Origin of the sequence: Streptomyces sp. MUSC 14 (assembly GCF_001866675.1) — a bacterium.
Lineage (GTDB): Bacteria > Actinomycetota > Actinomycetes > Streptomycetales > Streptomycetaceae > Streptomyces.
The window spans coordinates 1-13,034 of record NZ_MLYN01000083.1 but is presented as its reverse complement, the minus strand read 5'-3'; the positions used below and the strand labels follow the sequence as shown (position 1 = coordinate 13,034).

Sequence of the window (13,034 nt, the reverse complement as noted above, 5' to 3'; positions counted from 1 at the left end):
CATGGTCCTGATGGTGTGGAACGTCCTGTGGCACGGAAAGCTGACGACCGACCTGGCGACGCCGCTTAACGAGCGGGTCCTCGTCAGCACCGGCACCGGCACCGGCACCGGCACCGGCACCGGCAGGGTGAACGGCCGTGGCGGCCCGGGCAGCGGGGATGGGTAGTGAGCGTGCGGCGTGGCGGGCGGCCGGTGCTGCAGGTCGGAGCACACGTCCGTTTCCGTGACCGCACCTGGCAGGTCATCGCTGTGGCGGGGCAGCAGGTCCACCTCGCTGGTGAGACAGGCGAAGACGAGACGGTCGTGGCCGGGCATCTGTTCGCCGACCCGTCCTTCGCCATCGTGGGCGCCGAGATGCCCCAGGCCGTGACGCAGTGGGGGCTGTTCGAAACCGCGCCCCAGGACGCGCGGCGCAAGGCACTGGCCTGGCAGCGGCACATCCGCGAGGTGGAGTCCGGGCTGCCCGGCGGGACGGACAGCGGCGGGGTGCCCCGGGCCGAGTACGACCCCGCCCGGTTCACGCTCGCGCAGCGCGAGGAGGCCAAGGCGGCGGAGCTGACCGCGATCGGCTTCGGACCTGTCTCCCGGACCACGGTGCAGCGCCTGCGCCTGGCCTACCGCAAGCAGGGGCTGTGGGGGCTGGTCGACCACCGCACCACCCGTCGGCCCGTGCCTACCGGGCGCACCGACGAACGCGTCATCGCCGCCATCAAGGAAGCGCTGCGCCGCCAGCGCGGCCGTTCCAAGGGCACCGTCAAAGGCCTGACGCCCCTGGTCGTGCAGATCCCTACCGACCGGCACGGGCGCGGCACCGTGCCGATACCCTCCCAGGCCACCTTCTACCGGCTCGTCCACCAGCTCGCCGGTCCCGCCGAACACCCCCACCGCCCCGCCCGAACTCTTCCCTCCCCCGCCGGCGGACGGGCGTTCACCCCGACCGTGGCGCTGCGGCCGGGCGAGCAGGCACAGGTCGACACCACCCGCCTCGACGTCCTGGCCGTCTTCGACGACGGCACCACCGGCCGGCCCGAACTCACCATCGCCGTCGACGTCGCCACCCGCGCCATCCTCGCCGCCGTCCTGCGCCCCGCCGGAACAAAGGCCGTCGACGCCGCCCTACTACTCGCCGAAATGGCCGTCCCGCACCCCGCCCGCCCCGCCTGGTCCGACGCACTGCGCCTCGCCCACGCCCAACTCCCGCAGCTACAGCGGATGATGGGGCTGGACAAACGCCTTCAGGGTGCGGCCGCCCGGCCGGTCGTGGTGCCCGAGACGATCGTCGTGGACCGGGGCAAGGTCTACCTGTCCACGGCGTTCAGCGCCGCCTGCGAGACCCTCGGCATCAGCGTCCAGCCCACCCCGCCCCACGCCCCCGCCGCCAAAGGCATCGTCGAGCGCACCTTCGGCACCATCAACGCCCTGCTCTGCCAGCACCTGCCCGGCTACACCGGATCCGACGTCACCCGCCGCGGACCCGCTGCCGAAACCGAGGCCTGCTTCAGCGTCCCCCAGCTGCAGGACCTGCTCGACGAATGGCTGATCCACTACCACCACCGCCCCCACGAAGGCCTGCGCCACCCGGCCCTGCCGAAGAAGGCACTGACACCGAACCAGATGTGGGCCGCGCTGATCGCCGTGGCCGGCCACGTGCCCCTCCCGTTAAGCGGCAGCGACTATCTCGAACTGCTACCGGTGCGCTGGCAGGCCATCACCGAACGCGGCATCCGCATCGACCACCGCACCTACGACCACGACTGTCTTGCCCCTACCGCGGCCAGCCCTCACCCGTCACGGCGCGCGGCGGCAGATGGGAAGTCCACACCAACCCTCACGACGCCCGCCAGGTATGGATCCGCCTGCCCGACGGACACCTCACAGAGATCCCGTGGATCCACCGCGACCACATCCACCAGCCGTTCAACAGCACCACCTGGCAGCACATCAAAACCATCACCGCCCGCCACGGCGACCGCGACACCCACGAAGCTGACCTCGCCGACGCCCTCGACCAGCTCATGCGCCGCGCCCACACCGGCACCGCCACACCCGACGAACAGCGCCTGCTCACCCGCACCGCACCACTGAAAACACCCCCGCCCGCGACCGCCACCCGCCCTCCGGACCCGCAGCAGGCCGACGGCTCCGACGACGACAGCCTCGACGACCTGGACGGCGGCCAGGAGCAGGCCGACGGCGAGGACGAACCCGGCGGCACCTCCGTCCCGTACACCGGACTCGGCCTCTACGACCCCGCCCAGGAAGCCCTCAACTGGTGACCACCCGCCCGCACACCACCGCCAGCCACTCCCCCAGCCCGACAAGCCCGCGTGCCCGCACCGCCGCCGACGTCCCTCGACCGGACGCCCACGAAGCCGAACCGGAGTGGCCGATCACCACCTGGCAGGGCTGGCAGCACTTCGCCACCACCCCACCCCAGACCCCGCCAGGGCCCGGCGACGCACCCCGCAGCCCGGAAGAACGCCTCGCCTACCACTCCGCGTTCGTCACCGTCCGCACCCCCGCCATCAACACCCTCGCCACCCAGGTCCGCACCCTGATGCTCCTCGGCCGCCACCAGCAGACCACCGCCCGCCCCTCACTGATCGTCACCGGCCCCGCCGCAGCCGGGAAAACCACCGCGCTCCTCGAGGTCGAGCGCACCTGCCACCTTGCCCACATCCGCACGAACCCGGCCCCGCCCGGACATGCCCACCCGCAGGTGCCGGTCGCGTACCTGCTGGTGCCACCTGGCGCCACCGCCAAGACCCTCGCCACCGAATTCGCCCGCTACCTCGGCATCCCCACCACCACCCGCATGACCCAGACCCAGATCACCGAAGCCGTCTGCCACACCTACACCCAAGCCGGCCTCCGCCTGATCCTCATCGACGAGATCCACCGCCTCAACCCGCGTACGACCACCGGCGCGGAGGCCACCGACCTGCTGAAAGACCTCACCGAACGCATCAGAGCGACCTTCGTCTACACCGGCATCGAGGTCACCAAAACGCCCCTGTTCACCGGAGTCCGCGGCACCCAACTCGCCGGCCGCGCCAGCCTCATCACCTGCGGCCCCCTCCCCGCCCGCCACGGCACCCGCCGCCCCTTCACCGACCTCATCACCGACATGGAAGCCGCCCTCGACCCGACCCACCACACACCCGGCACACTCCCCCGCCACGCCACCTACCTCCACCAGCGCACCGCCGGCCGCATCGGAAGCCTCGCCCGCCTCATCCGCCAAGCCGCCATCACCGCCATCTGCGACGGCACCGAACGCATCACCAAAAAATCGCTCGAAGCCATCCAGCTCGACCACCTCGCCGAAGAAGCAAGGCGCCCCCGAACCCGCCAACCGGCCAGAACGGCATGATGCGGACATGAAGGCGACCACCGAGACGCCGCGCGACGAGTTCGCCGCCCTCTGCCGGCAGGCCTGGGACACCCTGATCCCCGCCCGCGCCAGCTACCTCGCCGACGTCTCACCCCACTACGACGACGTCCTCCACGACGTCGCGCAGCGCACCGAGCACACCGGCAGTCTCGGCAAGGCAGACATCGCAGCCCTCGTCGTCTGGAAACGGCTCTCCGCACAGACCCGCTGGGTGACAGCCCTCATGTCCCTGCCCGACACCCACATACGAGCCGTCACCGAGCAGGCCGTCACCGCCGCCCGCGACACCCCCGGCCTCCCCCTTCACCCCCACACCGGGACGCTACGGCCGCTACCTCCAACTCCTCGACGACCTCCTCCAACACGGCTCAGCACACACCGACGGCTGGAGTGCACGCGACATCGACACCACCCTGTACTGGACCGGCGCCAACCCGCCCCAGCCGGAACCGGCATAGGACCGCCCGCACAAGCCCTGACCACACAACAAGCCGCTGACCAGCACAAACCAGCACCAGCCCTTTAGAAGCCAGACACCATCACCAACACCACACCGCCGTTATCAACAAACCCAGAACAACCACAGGCCAGATGCCCCATCAACAGCACCTCCAACATCCCCCAGACGCCGGGATCGCTATCAGAAAATCCACAACACCCCAGCTCAAGCCACCCTCACCACACCAACTACGAACCCCACAATCACAACCGAGGAAGAGAAGCCCCCTCCGCGCCGTAAGCACTCCGACCGGTGGGCACTCAACTACACCGCCGCCCGCCAGTACTACGAACGCGAAGGACACCTTCGAGTGCCCAGGGGACACCTCGAACGGATCCTCACCGGCGACAACGGGGACCAGGAGGAACGAGACCTCAAGCTCGGGTCGTGGATCGGGAACCAACGCAGCAGGGCCGCCAGCCTGTCACCAGAACGGGTGGAGCAGCTGACAGCAATCGTCATGCGCTGGGCGTAGCCGGCCCAGAAGCCTGCTGCTGGCGTAGGGAGCGCCCGGGGAGAGCACTGGGCAGGAACGGGGAACGTATCGGGGAGAGCTGTGGCAGCAGGGGCGTTGCAGACTGTGCCGCTGACCGGCGAGCTGACCGCGTCGCTGATCAACCGTGTCGCGGCGCGCTTCGGCATGTCGGCCGGGAACGTGCTGGGACTGTGGAGCGCCCGGTCCCCGGAGGACGTGGCCGAAAACGGTCCACCGACGGCCCGCCCACCCCTCGATCCGCACCACACGGACGTACAGGATGGCGGAATGAGTCCGAGTCTCCTGCCCATCGGCACCCCGGCCGAGCAAGGCGTCGACGCCACCGGCGTACACGCCTTCCTCGACGCCCTCGAAGCGGCCCCCGACATCGAACCGCACAGTGTGATACTCCTGCGGCACGACCGGCTCGTCGCCGCTGGCTGGTGGGCGCCGTACGCGCCCGAGCGCCCCCACCTGCTGTACTCACTCAGCAAGAGCTTCACCTCCACGGCCGCGGGCCTCGCCGCCGCCGAGGGTCTGCTGCGCCTGGACGACCCGGTGATCTCGTACTTCCCCGAGTTCGCGGCGGACATCACCGACCCGCGCAGCCGAGCCATGCGGGTACGACACGTGGCCGCCATGGCGAGCGGGCACACCGCGGACACGCTCGGCCGGGCCCGCGCGCTCGATCCCAAGGACCTGGTCCGAGGATTCCTACTGCTGCCTCCGGAGAGCGAGCCGGGGACGGTGTTCGCCTACAACCAGCCCGCCACGTTCACACTCGCCGCGATCGTGCAGCGGGTCACGGGGCAGTCGCTGACCGACTACCTGCGGCCGCGGCTGCTGGATCCGCTGGGCATCGGCGAGGTGGCATGGCTGCGCGACCGCAGCGGTCGCGAGCTGGGCTTCAGCGGCCTGCACGCGACCACCGACGCCGTCGCCCGGCTCGGCCAGCTGTACCTGCGCGGCGGAGCGTGGCAGGGCAGGCAGCTGCTGCCGCAGGACTGGGTCGCCGATGCGACACGCGCCCACGTCGCGACCGGCGACGCAACGCCCGAGGCGGCGCGGTCGGACTGGCAGCAGGGCTACGGCCTGCAGTTCTGGATGTCCCGGTACGGCTACCGAGGCGACGGGGCGTACGGGCAGTTCTGCGTGGTGCTGCCCGAGCAGGACGCGGTGGTGGCGATCACGGCGCAGACCGTTCAGATGCAGGCCGTGCTTGACCTGGTCTGGGAGCACCTGCTGCCCGCCTTCGGTCCCCGGCCGCTGCTCGGCAGCGGCGATGCCGCCCTGGCCGAGCGGCTGGCACGGCTCGCCCTGCCCCCCGCTGCGGGCAGACCCGCTCCCCCGGCGCGGTCCGGCGACTGGGACGGAGCTGCGTTCACTCCGTACGGCGGTGACTGCCCGGACCAGCCGGGACTGACCGCGGCCGAGACGACGAAGGGCCCGCACGGGTGGACGCTCACCCTCACCGAGAACGGCGACCAGCTCGACCTGCCGCTCGGCGACGGCTGGACCGTGCACGAAGAGCCCGTACCCACCGCCGTGAGCGGCGGCTGGACCGGCACCGACACCCTGGCCGTCGACGTGGGCTTCCTGGAGACGCCGCACCACCTGCTGGTGACCTGTTCCCTCAGCGACCGGACGTTCTCAGCGCGCTGGCGAACGGGTCCTCTGCACGCAGGACCGCTACGTGCCATGCGAGCCCCGGTGCGGTCGGATTGAGCCCGGCCGGAAGAACCGCTGGAAGGCGACCTGCTGCGTATCGCCGACACCACCGCCGCGCACCGCGGGCGCGCCACCTCCAACGCCCTGCTGGTCGCCCATCTCCAGCAACCGGAGCCGCCCGCCCCGAGGGAGACTCCTGTGGAGAGGCTGGCACCGGCGCTGGACGCGAAGGAGGTCCTGGTGGCGGCGCAGCGGTGCACGTGAGCCCTGGCCGACCCGGGGCACTTCATCGTGGCTTTGTTCACGAGTTACGGGCGGCACTGGTAGGCGACTTCGGGAGGCACCTGGGCGGTCACGGTGGATCGAACAGTTCACGAGATTCGACAGCACCCTGCCCGTTGTGCGTGCTTCCCGGACGGTTCAGCGGGGCATGCCGACGGCGCGGGAGATGACGGTGTCGAAGGTGCGGTCGGGCAGGATGCGGCGCAGGGCGATGAGGGGTCGGGCGCCAAAGCCGGTGGCGTAGCGGGTCTTGGGGCGGCGTGCGGTGACGGCTTTGGCGATGGCGTCGGCGATGACGCTGGGCGGGGAGTTGCGGTTGGTGTTGGCTTCGGAGCGCAGGGAGGAGGCCACGGCGGCGGCCTGCGCGGCGTAGGCGCCGTCGGCGGAGGACTTCTCGAGTTTGTCGGCGGCGATGGAGCCCCATTCGGTGGCGATGCCGCCGGGTTCGATCACGACGACGTCGACGCCGAAGGGCTTGGCCTCCAGCCGCAGGCAGTCGCTGAGGGCTTCCAGGGCGAACTTGGTGCCGTGGTACCAGCCGCCGAGCGGGGTGTAGATCTTGCCGCCCATCGAGGTGACGTTGAGGACGGTGCCGGATCGCTGGGCGCGCATTCGGGGCAGAACGAGCTGGGTCAGGCGGATCGCGCCGAAGACGTTGACCTCGAACTGGTAGCGGGCCTCGTCCAGGGGGACGTCTTCGAGAGCGCCGTAGGAGCCGTAGCCGGCGTTGTTGACCAGCACGTCGATGCGGCCGGTCTCGGCGGTGATCTTCTCGATGCCGGCGCGCATGGAGTCGTCGTCGGTGACGTCCATCGCCAGCGGCCGGATGCCGCGGTCGGCCAGCTTCTGCAGCCGGTCGGTGCGGCGGGCGGCCCCGTAGACGGTGTAGCCGAGCTCGTGGAGCTTGAGGGCGGTGGCCTCACCGATGCCGGAGGAGGCACCGGTGACGAGGGCGGTCTTGGCAGGCATGGCGGAGTCCTCACAAATAAGATGAACTATGGTTCACCATCTATACTGAACCTAGGTTCACATTGATGCAAGTGGAAGGGCAGACACCTCCCGTGACCCCAGCCAGGGCGCCGCGCGCCGACGCGGTCCGCAACCGTAAGAAGATCCTGGCCGCCGCCGGCGAGCAGATCACCGCGCACGGCCCCGAGGTCGGCATGGACGAGATCGCCGCCGCGGCGGGCGTGGCCGTGGGCACCCTGTACCGGCACTTCCCCACCAAGACGGACCTGGTCGCGGCGGTCGTCGCCGCCTACGTCGCCCGCGTCGCCGACGACGCCGAGACCGCGCTCGGCCGTGTCGAGGCTGGCGCCCATGCTGTGGACGAGCTGACCGGGTTCCTCGGCCGTATCGTCGAGGCGTCGGTGACCGACCGCGCCGTCAAAGCCGCTGCCCAGACCCTGGGCGCGGAGCCGGGTGACCGCGCTGATGAGGACCGCGCCGGTGCCGCTGTCGCCGCCCTCATCCGCGCCGGCCAGGCCGACGGCGACATCCACCCCGACGTCACCGTCAACGACATCTACCTGCTGTTCTCCACCGCGCCCACCGACCAGCCACCCGCGGCCCGCGCCCGCTGGCTCGCCCTTGTCACGCCGGGGCTCACCACCCGGGGCCGGCAAGCAGGGAACTGACGCCGGAAGCCTCGGACCTCGGGTCAGACGGTGCTGTCGCTTCTCGTGAACATCGAACAACGGCCGAGCCAGGGTGCTGTTCGAAGTCGCGTACATCCGCTGTCGCAACTCGAGTTCTGGTCCAGCTTCTGTGGAGCAGTCACGATCTGTAATGTCTCAGGACTGGATGGCCCTTCCTGCCCCGTTGACAGACCGGTTTGGGATCATGCCCGCATGGACTTCGACCTCGCCCCACCAAGCGGCGTTGGCCCGTTGCGGATCGGTATGACACGGCAATCGGCCAACGCGGCATTGGATTCGTTCCGCGATCTCTCCGCGGTCTCGGAGTCCGACCGGCCGGGTCAGCACATCTTCCGTCCCAGTGGACTGATGATCAGCATCCACTGCATGCGAGACATGCTCGGAGCCATTGAGCTTGGGAGGCCGTCGACTCAGACAGACCGAGTCATCTTCCGGGGCCTGGACGTGTTCGCGATCCCGGCCCGCGAGCTGGTGCAACGCATGGGCGAGTACACCTCGATTGAGGCAGACCCCGACGACCCGGCGTCTTTCGTCGCCTCTGACCTGCTCCTGAGCTTCTGGCGCCCGTTCGCGGCCGACGACGAGCCAGAGGAAGAGCAGGGCTACTACTTCAGTTCGGTCCTGCTGGCACGGCCTGGCTACTACGACACCCCTGCTCAGGCCGCAGAGCGACTCCAGCAGAGCTCGTGACTCCGCCGGGTGCTTAGGATCCCCTAGCCACGCCAAACAGAGAGCCGTGACCACGGCCTGCCCAAGCACGATTCCGGCCCAGACGTAGCCCAGCCAGTACCGGACAGCTGCTCTCAGCGCGCCAGGTCCGAGGCTCTCCAAGTGGTCCTTCACCAGCCTCTTCAGCGTCGCTCGGCGGTCATCGGGGGAGAGATCCAGCAACGGTAGGAGTTTTGGTTCAAGTTCCTGAACCAAGCTGGCCGACCACTCCTGAATCGCCTTCTGGTAGGCGGTGACCTGTTGTGAACGACGGCGATATTCCCCATCTGCGGCGCCAGACAATTCCCTATGGGGATCCCGGCGCTGCACCTCCGCGACCAGGGGGACGCCGCTCTTCCCCGGCCCGCCCGACAGCCACCACGACCCACAACACTGCCCAGGCGGGCGGGCTGCGCACAACCTCGCCGCGCCTTCGAACGCTTGCCTGGGGAAAGTGACGCTGCACGTGGGGAATTACGCCGTCGTCGACACTAGTGCCGAGGCGATCAGAATCACGGGGGCGACAGCAGCGGTTGCCGTGGAGAACGAATCAGTCATCTGCACGCCACCGATCCTCGCCTTCACAACCGTGCAGACCGGCGAGAGCTACGAAAGGGTGACCACACGAACGACGCACTATGGCCTGCGCTTCGGTCGCGCCCTCGCACACGGGTCCCGGTCATGGCGGAGCCGACCCCCATCCGAGGCCCCGGCGAGTCCCGAAGACCCTCATCGGCGGGACGTCACCAAGGTATCCAGCCGCGCACAGCACGACGCCCCGCCGTCCGGACCGTACAGCTCTGGAGGCGGGGCGAAACGGGCGAGCCCCGGCCGGTTGATGCACTGGCCGGGGCTCGCCGTGGCGTTGCTAGGCGGGAGTGACGTTCTCCGCCTGCGGGCCCTTCGGACCCTGGGTCACGTCGAAGTTCACCACCTGGTTCTCTTCGAGAGACCGGAAACCGCCAGAGTTGATGGCGGAGTAGTGGACGAAGACGTCGGGACCGCCGCCGTCCTGGGCGATGAAGCCGAAGCCCTTCTCGGCGTTGAACCACTTCACAGTGCCGGTAGCCATGTGCCTGTCTCCTTCAAAGGGACTCGTATCGGGCCCCGCACCGTGCGGGACCCGGAGGTGATCGCCCTGGTCCGGAGAGGCGCTGAACAGCAAAAACGCCCGTGACTGCGATCACGGGCGAACGGGACTTCGGAACCACGACTGCTGCATACGACGCTACACCGGATGGTGGAGCACGGCCACAAAGACTCACGACGCCAACCGCCCCCGTGGATCGACCGTGCGCCGCCGACAGTGGGGTCATCGGCTAGGAGTCGCCTCGCACGCAGAGGCCGGGTTCTTCTCCTCGCACAACTGCTTCCAGACGTCACCCATGCCGCTGCTCATGTAGGAGTCCCACTCGCTCCCGGACGGGAGCGTCGGGAAGCGGCTCTCGCTCGGGTTCCACTTGCAGACGTCGTCGCCCGCATGCGTGGTGTTCGCGCACCAGCTACCCGCCGGGAGGGTTTGGGCCGGAGCCGGCGTCTTCGGCGCGCTCGCCGAGGACGAGGCCGAAGGCGATGCGGCCTGCTTACCGGTCGGCACGTTGCCGTCGACGGTCGGCACGGGCTTGCCGCTGCCACACGCGGCGGTCGTCAGCAGGATGGCGGCGATGGGCAGGATGTAGCGGCGCATGGGCCCCCTTGTCGGTGCTGAGTTAAGTGTGCCCACGGTGGCAGGTGTACGCGCAGAGTGCGGCCGTGTTGCCGGACCGTGACGAGCGGAGCTAGGACCGACACGGCCGTCCGCGAGGTCGTTGCCCCGAAGCTTCACCGCTTGTACGACGGGTAGGTGGCCGGGTTCCGCATGCCCCTCTTGAGGAATGCGGTCTCGATGTCCCTCGCGAGCCGGTCCATGGTCGGCAGGGGCCGACCTTCGAATGTCATCGCTCTCCGGCACCCCGCACCACCCGTAGCAGCAACAGAGCAGCAGACACAGCAGCGCCCCGGACCCGACCCGGTCCGGGGCGCTGCTGCTTGATCAGGCTTCGACGTACGCCACGATCGTGATCTGCCGGAGGGCGGTCACGTAGTAGATCACCCGGACCCCGTCGATATCGTCCATGTAGTCCCGCAGCAGGGTGTCGGGTACCCGGGTGCCCAGCTCTGGGTTGACGCTGATTGCGACGATCGCGCGGTCCAGGCGGTGCGTCTCGGCTGCCGTCAGCTTCGCCAGCTGGCTCAGCGCGGGCTCCACCAGGACGACCTGGGACCGGCGTGGCCCGTGTTCAGGCGACACGGGGTTGCTCGCCGGCGAGGCGCTCCAGGTGGGCGTCGCGGGCTTCCTCCCACAGCACACCGGACTCCGCGGCCGGGTAGCCGTTCTCCGCGATGTCCTCCAGCACCGAGGCGAGGACGTCGACGCGGGCCCGCTGGTCGGCCGCGTACGCGCGCACCGCCGCGGCGGCGTTCTCATCGAGGGGATGACGGTCGGGCACGGGGGCCGGCTGCTGACTCATCCGAGGCTCCTGGGCAGTTGCTGGCGTGTGTCCTCACGGTAGCGCCGGGGCGGGGCGCTCTGGGACGGTACGGACGAAACCCGGCGCAGTCGGCCGGGACCAGGGACCCAGGAGACCCAGGCAGCGACGGGCGCGGGGGGGCTAGCTTCACACGTCGATGGTCCTTCGCGCGTGATCAACGAACTGGGTGCGCTTCGACGAAGCGTGGTCCAAAAACCGTCTGGCGCCTTGGGGCTCTGTCACAGCGGAGGGGCCACCGGCGCCCTGCCCGATGGTGGCCGCGCTGATGGCGGCGACGCAGGCCGAGAGCGATTGAGACAGTTCTTCCGCCATGCGTGCCAGCTTCTCTGGGCCTTCGATCTCCACCGTCGCTTGAGCATCGGCGAGTGCGCCGTGCAGCAATCCGCGAGCGCCAGCCAGGCTCTCACGCAGGGCATCGAGATCCGGTGCCGGCGTGACCAGCTTGGCATTGATCTCCTTCAACGCCCTGTGCAGCTCGTCCGCCTTGGCTGTGAACGCCGAGTAAGCGTCGCGGCGGAGCTGTCGGCGCCAGTGCCGGTGCTCCGCCCTGACCTGCCGCTGAGCCGATAAGCCTGCAACAGCAGCCGCGAGGGTAGTACCCACCACTCCCACGGCTGCACCCATGACTGCTGCCACCCCTGAGTCCACAGGAGAATTCTGACGTCTGGAAGCCTCGCGCGAGAGGCAACTGGAGAGGCCACGCGCCCACGCATCGGCGCCGCTTCGTGGCCTCGTATCCCGGCGAACTCCGAGCCCGTGGTTGGATGCCGCACGCGGGGCGTCTGACCTGCGCGCTTAACCTTCGATGTCACAAACGCGCGCCCGTCAAGGTTGTTGGCACGCGCTCAACCTTCCCTGGCACAGGACACCACCCGCACAGAGTGTCCCGTCTTAAATGATCTGGTTCGGCGTCGGGCCGCTGACGTGCGGCGACCAGTTCAGTTGAGACGTGGAGATATCAGGAATCTCAGGTGATGTGGTCCCGGGCGGGTGAATGCCGGATGCTGTCTCAGCCGATCTGGTCCGGCTCCGCCGTTTCGAACTGAGAAGCCATCCGCATTCCGAGTGTGATCGTTGGGTTTGTGCTGGTGGGGCATGAACTCCGGCTGGTAGCGGGATAGTTCGAGCGTTCGTTGCTCGCGTCACGTTCGTGGAGGTGGCTGATGCCGTCGGTGATCGGTCTGCTGGAGGCCCGGGAGAAGAAGGTCCGCGAAGAGGTGGCCCGGCTGCGCGAGGAGGCCGAGCGGATCTCGGCCGCGCTCAGCGCGGCGGAAGCGCAGCTCGACCGTCTCGGCCAGGCCCGTGAGACCGTCACCGAGGTGCTGGCCGAGCCGGCCACCGAGCAGGCGGGGCGGGTCCGGGTGGCCGCGGTAACCGGGTCGACGGTGCCGCATCGCGTCGAGGGCGTCGACGCCGCGGTGCTTGCGCCGGAGTACCAGCGGATCCTGTCGGTTCTGGCCGTGCCGGAGGCCGCGGCGGGATGCGGGCGAAGCAGATCGCGGTTGCACTGGGCGAGCCGGCGGTTCCGGCCCGGGTGGAGGGGGTGCGCTCGCGGCTGAAGCGGCTGACAGCGCGGGGCTGGGCCACCGAGACGGAGCCGGGACTGTTCACCCTGGTCAAGGAGCCGGTGCCGGCGGCCGCGTGAGGAAGGCGTCCCGGCGGCGCCCGGCCAGACGGGCGCTCATCAGCATGGTCATGGACCACAGCACCATGGCCTCGTGCATCTCGGGCAGCGTCTCGACGTCGCGCACCAGACGACGCGAGCGGACCAGCCAGCTCAACGTGCGCTCAATCGCCCAAGCACACTGCGCTTATGGAT

The 13,034-nt window shown here is 69.4% G+C and carries 14 protein-coding genes and 1 pseudogene; 8 read left to right on the top strand and 7 right to left on the bottom strand.

What is annotated here, in order from left to right; genetic code table 11:
- Positions 1-165 precede the first annotated feature (165 nt).
- The 5 genes and pseudogenes from BIV25_RS41290 (at position 166) to BIV25_RS41275 (ending at position 6,093) form a co-directional block, all read left to right on the top strand.
- Positions 166-2,276: pseudogene (locus BIV25_RS41290) on the top strand (transposase).
- Positions 2,277-2,389: 113 nt separating this feature from the next.
- On the top strand, positions 2,390-3,373 hold the full coding sequence (locus BIV25_RS41285; protein WP_071377716.1) for a TniB family NTP-binding protein: 984 nt from the start codon (positions 2,390-2,392) through the stop codon (positions 3,371-3,373).
- A 7-nt stretch (positions 3,374-3,380) separates the two neighbouring features.
- Positions 3,381-3,920, top strand: coding sequence for a hypothetical protein (locus BIV25_RS48540; protein WP_256257130.1), 540 nt, complete (start codon positions 3,381-3,383; stop codon positions 3,918-3,920).
- Positions 3,889-4,368, top strand: a complete 480-nt coding sequence (locus tag BIV25_RS54810; protein WP_079177215.1) for a helicase associated domain-containing protein — start codon at positions 3,889-3,891, stop codon at positions 4,366-4,368. The genes BIV25_RS48540 and BIV25_RS54810 overlap by 32 nt, the downstream gene beginning before the upstream one ends.
- Positions 4,369-4,656: 288 nt before the next feature.
- Positions 4,657-6,093 carry a serine hydrolase gene (locus tag BIV25_RS41275; RefSeq protein WP_071377715.1) on the top strand — a complete coding sequence of 479 codons (1,437 nt, stop codon included), beginning with the start codon at positions 4,657-4,659 and terminating at the stop codon, positions 6,091-6,093.
- Positions 6,094-6,456: 363 nt separating this feature from the next.
- Here the strand turns inward: BIV25_RS41275 and BIV25_RS41270 are convergent, their stop codons facing one another.
- Complete coding sequence (locus BIV25_RS41270; RefSeq protein ID WP_071377713.1) at positions 6,457-7,287, bottom strand: oxidoreductase; 831 nt, start codon at positions 7,285-7,287, stop codon at positions 6,457-6,459.
- A 92-nt stretch (positions 7,288-7,379) separates the two neighbouring features.
- Here BIV25_RS41270 and BIV25_RS41265 point away from each other — a divergent pair, with 92 nt between their 5' ends.
- A complete protein-coding gene (locus BIV25_RS41265; protein ID WP_107486647.1) occupies positions 7,380-7,955 on the top strand; it encodes a TetR/AcrR family transcriptional regulator in 576 nt (191 codons plus the stop codon).
- Positions 7,956-8,168: 213 nt separating this feature from the next.
- Positions 8,169-8,666 carry a hypothetical protein gene (locus tag BIV25_RS41260; RefSeq protein WP_071377711.1) on the top strand — a complete coding sequence of 166 codons (498 nt, stop codon included), beginning with the start codon at positions 8,169-8,171 and terminating at the stop codon, positions 8,664-8,666.
- Between the two features lie 886 nt (positions 8,667-9,552).
- On the opposite strand, the gene BIV25_RS41255 is transcribed toward BIV25_RS41260, so the two are convergent.
- The 5 genes from BIV25_RS41255 to BIV25_RS41235 form a co-directional block, all read right to left on the bottom strand.
- Positions 9,553-9,756, bottom strand: coding sequence for a cold-shock protein (locus tag BIV25_RS41255; protein WP_071377710.1), 204 nt, complete (start codon positions 9,754-9,756; stop codon positions 9,553-9,555).
- A gap of 240 nt (positions 9,757-9,996) precedes the next feature.
- Positions 9,997-10,371, bottom strand: coding sequence for a hypothetical protein (locus BIV25_RS41250; RefSeq protein ID WP_071377709.1), 375 nt, complete (start codon positions 10,369-10,371; stop codon positions 9,997-9,999).
- Between the two features lie 345 nt (positions 10,372-10,716).
- Positions 10,717-10,974, bottom strand: coding sequence for a hypothetical protein (locus BIV25_RS41245; protein ID WP_071377708.1), 258 nt, complete (start codon positions 10,972-10,974; stop codon positions 10,717-10,719).
- A complete protein-coding gene (locus BIV25_RS41240; RefSeq protein WP_071377707.1) occupies positions 10,964-11,194 on the bottom strand; it encodes a hypothetical protein in 231 nt (76 codons plus the stop codon). Before BIV25_RS41240 ends, BIV25_RS41245 begins: the two co-directional genes overlap by 11 nt.
- Positions 11,195-11,341: 147 nt before the next feature.
- Positions 11,342-11,839, bottom strand: coding sequence for a hypothetical protein (locus BIV25_RS41235; protein ID WP_143076790.1), 498 nt, complete (start codon positions 11,837-11,839; stop codon positions 11,342-11,344).
- Positions 11,840-12,378: 539 nt separating this feature from the next.
- On the opposite strand from BIV25_RS41235, the gene BIV25_RS41230 reads away from it, so the two are divergent.
- Positions 12,379-12,774 carry a hypothetical protein gene (locus tag BIV25_RS41230; protein WP_371273132.1) on the top strand — a complete coding sequence of 132 codons (396 nt, stop codon included), beginning with the start codon at positions 12,379-12,381 and terminating at the stop codon, positions 12,772-12,774.
- A 57-nt stretch (positions 12,775-12,831) separates the two neighbouring features.
- Here BIV25_RS41230 and BIV25_RS48525 read toward each other — a convergent pair whose 3' ends face one another.
- The gene (locus BIV25_RS48525; protein ID WP_107486645.1) at positions 12,832-12,996 is read right to left on the bottom strand and encodes a hypothetical protein; all 165 of its coding nucleotides are present in this window, start codon (positions 12,994-12,996) and stop codon (positions 12,832-12,834) included.
- Between the last annotated feature and the right edge of the window lie 38 nt (positions 12,997-13,034).

Bases quoted from the DNA above. Each gene is read 5' to 3' on its own strand.
- BIV25_RS41255 (WP_071377710.1), bottom strand. From the start codon at position 9,756: ATGGCTACCGGCACTGTGAAGTGGTTCAACGCCGAGAAGGGCTTCGGC.
- BIV25_RS41230 (WP_371273132.1), top strand. From the start codon at position 12,379: ATGCCGTCGGTGATCGGTCTGCTGGAGGCCCGGGAGAAGAAGGTCCGC.
- BIV25_RS41240 (WP_071377707.1), bottom strand. From the start codon at position 11,194: ATGAGTCAGCAGCCGGCCCCCGTGCCCGACCGTCATCCCCTCGATGAG.
- BIV25_RS41235 (WP_143076790.1), bottom strand. From the start codon at position 11,839: ATGGGTGCAGCCGTGGGAGTGGTGGGTACTACCCTCGCGGCTGCTGTT.
- BIV25_RS41270 (WP_071377713.1), bottom strand. From the start codon at position 7,287: ATGCCTGCCAAGACCGCCCTCGTCACCGGTGCCTCCTCCGGCATCGGT.
- BIV25_RS48540 (WP_256257130.1), top strand. From the start codon at position 3,381: ATGAAGGCGACCACCGAGACGCCGCGCGACGAGTTCGCCGCCCTCTGC.
- BIV25_RS41275 (WP_071377715.1), top strand. From the start codon at position 4,657: ATGAGTCCGAGTCTCCTGCCCATCGGCACCCCGGCCGAGCAAGGCGTC.
- BIV25_RS41260 (WP_071377711.1), top strand. From the start codon at position 8,169: ATGGACTTCGACCTCGCCCCACCAAGCGGCGTTGGCCCGTTGCGGATC.
- BIV25_RS41250 (WP_071377709.1), bottom strand. From the start codon at position 10,371: ATGCGCCGCTACATCCTGCCCATCGCCGCCATCCTGCTGACGACCGCC.